The sequence below is a fragment of the Pseudomonas sp. Irchel 3E13 genome (assembly GCF_900187455.1).
Taxonomy (GTDB): Bacteria; Pseudomonadota; Gammaproteobacteria; order Pseudomonadales; family Pseudomonadaceae; genus Aquipseudomonas.
Window position 1 is genome coordinate 43,217 of record NZ_FYDX01000029.1, and the last position, 3,342, is coordinate 46,558.

General features: G+C 54.4%; 4 protein-coding genes and 3 tRNA genes. All 7 read right to left on the reverse strand.

Annotated elements, in window-relative coordinates; genetic code table 11:
* A partial coding sequence (locus CKW37_RS31670) for a GTP-binding protein (RefSeq protein ID WP_143502178.1) occupies positions 1 to 437 on the reverse strand: 437 nt, incomplete at its 3' end.
* An 84-nt stretch (positions 438 to 521) separates the two neighbouring features.
* Positions 522 to 597 (reverse strand) — tRNA-Thr (locus tag CKW37_RS31675).
* Between the two features lie 28 nt (positions 598 to 625).
* Positions 626 to 699 (reverse strand) — tRNA-Gly (locus tag CKW37_RS31680).
* Positions 700 to 722: 23 nt separating this feature from the next.
* Positions 723 to 807 (reverse strand) — tRNA-Tyr (locus CKW37_RS31685).
* 144 nt (positions 808 to 951) lie between these two features.
* Positions 952 to 1,368 (reverse strand): hypothetical protein, encoded by a 417-nt coding sequence (locus tag CKW37_RS31690; RefSeq protein ID WP_095160017.1) that lies wholly within the window; start codon positions 1,366 to 1,368, stop codon positions 952 to 954.
* A gap of 7 nt (positions 1,369 to 1,375) precedes the next feature.
* Entirely contained in the window at positions 1,376 to 2,119 is a 744-nt protein-coding gene (locus tag CKW37_RS31695; protein WP_095160018.1) for a pantothenate kinase, read from the reverse strand.
* Positions 2,109 to 3,065: a bifunctional biotin--[acetyl-CoA-carboxylase] ligase/biotin operon repressor BirA gene (gene birA / locus CKW37_RS31700; RefSeq protein ID WP_095160019.1), complete on the reverse strand. Its 957-nt coding sequence runs from the start codon at positions 3,063 to 3,065 to the stop codon at positions 2,109 to 2,111. The genes CKW37_RS31695 and birA overlap by 11 nt, the downstream gene beginning before the upstream one ends.
* Positions 3,066 to 3,342: the final 277 nt, after the last annotated feature.

The following is a 3,342-nucleotide window of genomic DNA, read 5'->3' on the forward strand; positions in this document are numbered from 1 at the left end:
AGCTCAGCGTCGTCTACCAGGTCAGCCTTGTTCAGGAAGACCACGATGTACGGAACGCCAACCTGACGGGACAGCAGGATGTGCTCACGGGTTTGTGGCATCGGACCATCGGCGGCCGAGCAAACCAGAATCGCGCCGTCCATCTGGGCAGCACCGGTGATCATGTTCTTCACATAGTCAGCGTGACCTGGGCAGTCAACGTGAGCGTAGTGACGCACTGCCGAATCATATTCCACGTGCGCAGTGTTAATGGTGATACCACGAGCTTTCTCTTCCGGAGCGCTGTCGATCTTGTCAAACTCGACCTTGGCCGAACCGAAAACCTCGGAGCAGACACGAGTAAGCGCTGCAGTCAACGTAGTCTTGCCATGGTCAACGTGACCAATGGTGCCAACGTTAACGTGCGGCTTATTACGCTCAAACTTTTCCTTAGCCATCGACACCATCCTCTAACAGAAGAATTTAGCTGTGATACCAACCATTAAAACAAAGGCAGATATTTTCATATCTGCCTTGTTATATGGAGCTCTTGAGCGGATTTGAACCGCTGACCTCACCCTTACCAAGGGTGTGCTCTACCAACTGAGCTACAAGAGCGAAACACATGTTGCAAAAACAGCAAACTTGGAGCGGGTAGCGGGAATCGAACCCGCATCATCAGCTTGGAAGGCTGAGGTTCTACCACTAAACTATACCCGCGGAGCTTGCAGCTCTCGCTAAAATGGTGGAGGGGGAAGGATTCGAACCTTCGAAGTCGTAGACGTCAGATTTACAGTCTGATCCCTTTGGCCGCTCGGGAACCCCTCCTGAGCTTGGTTGGCATTTTCTATTTTTGCCCACCTACTGTCAAGCTTTTTCTCTTTAAAATCTTGAGGTTAGCTATTTGACAGCTACTTCGTAGATCCACCACTTAGTGGTTATCCCTGTGAAGCGGGCGCCATTCTATGCAAACTATTCGACGGTTGCAATACCCTCGCACTGCATTATTTTACTCTTTAAGTCTTTGAAATCGCGGGAAAGAGTCGCAACCAAGGTTTCATCCAACAAACGCTGGCTCTCAGGCCTGATTTGAAGCCACCAACCCGGATTGTCAATTATCCTCCCCACCACTTTGCGGGATGAGATATCCAGGGCAGTCAACCGCTGCCGCAGCACCTCCAGCACTTCTGGCGTCTCCAGACCGCCGAGATACATGCACTGCTTTTCCGACTTGAGCTGCTCAGCCTCGCTCAAGAGACGAATATCCTGCTGGCTGCCCTTATAAAGAGAGAGCGACTCGACCTCTTTCGCCCTAAGCGGCGCTTCCTGCTGGTGCCAGATGTAATAGAAGACGTTCAGAACCAGGAATAAAAGAAACAGCCAACGCATACGCACCTCAGTCCAACGGACAAGCAATGGCAAGCCCAACAAAGACCAGATCGGGCACGATCCGAGCCATCGGTGCCACCTGGTGCACCAGTGCCGCATCACCGCCCGTTATGAACAACGCGAAGTCATCCCCCCAAAGCCGATGCGCCTCCTGAAGCTGCGTCAGGACAAATCCCTGCAGCATCAAGGTGCAACCACGCTCGACCGCCTCTACTGTAGAACGGCCCGGCTCAAGACATTCCAGCGCCTGCTCGGCCGAGGCACCGTCGTAGCGAATTCTACGAGTATGCGTGCGTAGCTGATTTCGCATCAAAGGCATGCCCGGACAAATGAATCCACCGAGATGCTCACCTGCGGCGGTGACAAAGTCCGAGGTGACCGCCGTCCCGAGATCAATGACTACACTGGCAGTCTTGGCGAGATGATAGCCACCCAGCAGTGCGAGCCAGCGGTCGAGCCCCAGGCGCTCATAGTCCACATAACCATTCCGAACACCAGCCAGGCTTTTCGCCGGAACAGCCTTCTTGACCGTCAACCCGAATGCCGCGACTAGAGCCGACACCAGAAGCGACGTCTCCTCTTCACTACGCACACTCACCAGGCGGCAATGTTCTGGAGCCAGCCCTGCCTCGCGAACAGCGAGGAGCAAGGCTTCGTCCGAGTCAACCACGCCACCAAGGAGAACCACACCACTCCCCTGAATAACGCGCCACTTGATAAAGCTATTCCCACAATCAAGCTCAAGAATCATCGCGCAACCTCAAGCTGAGTTCACCACCACTAAAGCTCTTTTCCACACCAGCAACCTGAAGGCGCAAAGCTCCCTGGCCATCAATACCCACTACAACCCCGTCGATACTGTTCACTCCAGCAACCAGCGACACAGCCCGCCCCTGCCACAGGTGAGCCACCTCCCACTCCTCTCGCATACTGGAAAAACCCTTCTCGCGGTGCCGGGCCAAATAGCGCTCGAGGTTATCGCAAAGCAATGCAGCCAAGGTGTTTCGGTCACTCATCCGCCCCGTCTCCAGGCTGACTGACGTCCAGGCCTGATCGACTTCCGCCTCGCGCATGTTGACGTTGATCCCAATGCCAAGCACGACATGACAGACGTCAGCAGGATCACCCACCAGCTCCAGAAGGATTCCGGCTATTTTACGATCATCTACCAGTACATCGTTTGGCCACTTCAAACCAGCCGACGCAACACCAATAGATAACAACGCTTGCCTGACCGCGAGCCCCACCACCAGACTGAGCCCTTCTAACTGGCGCATACCGCCCTCTATTCGCAAAACCAGGCTGAAATAGAGGTTTTCCGCGAACGGGCTTACCCAAGAGCGGCCACGACGCCCGCGACCTGCGGTCTGCCGCTCAGCCAGCACCAGGAAGGGCGCGGCTTGCCCGGCAGCAATCAATCGCAATGCCTCGGCATTGGTCGAGTCGATTTCATCATGAATCAATACCGGCCAGCTAATTCCGGCCGACGCCTGAGCAATGCTTTCTGCATCCAGCAGCAACAAAGGTGTCGACAGCCGATAGCCCCGCCCCCGGACTTTGTAGACCGTCAGGTTCAACTCGGACTCCAGGAGCTGCAACTGTTTCCACACCGCGCTCCGACTCACACCTAACGCCGCCCCCAAGGCTTCGCCCGAATGAAATCGACCATCTCTCAGGAGTTTTAACAACTTCAGCATGCCAATCTCGACTCACAATGAGGCAGGCATGATAGCCATGCACAAGGAGATTGCATAGAAAACAGAAGAGCACTAGATGGCGCAAAGAAGCAGCAAAGGAGATGTGTACCGGGAACAGGGCAAATAGCAGCTTCAAGATAAAAAGCCGGAAAAGACAAAACCCCTACCTGCATACGCAGATAGGGGTTTCGGAATTTAATCTTGACGATGACCTACTCTCACATGGAGAAGCTCCACACTACCATCGGCGATGCATCGTTTCACTGCTGAGTTCGGG

What these genes read in the sequence shown, in the direction of transcription:
- CKW37_RS31690 (WP_095160017.1), bottom strand. Translation starts at nt 1,368, where the DNA reads ATGCGTTGGCTGTTTCTTTTATTCCTGGTTCTGAACGTCTTCTATTAC.
- CKW37_RS31695 (WP_095160018.1), bottom strand. Translation starts at nt 2,119, where the DNA reads ATGATTCTTGAGCTTGATTGTGGGAATAGCTTTATCAAGTGGCGCGTT.
- birA (WP_095160019.1), bottom strand. Translation starts at nt 3,065, where the DNA reads ATGCTGAAGTTGTTAAAACTCCTGAGAGATGGTCGATTTCATTCGGGC.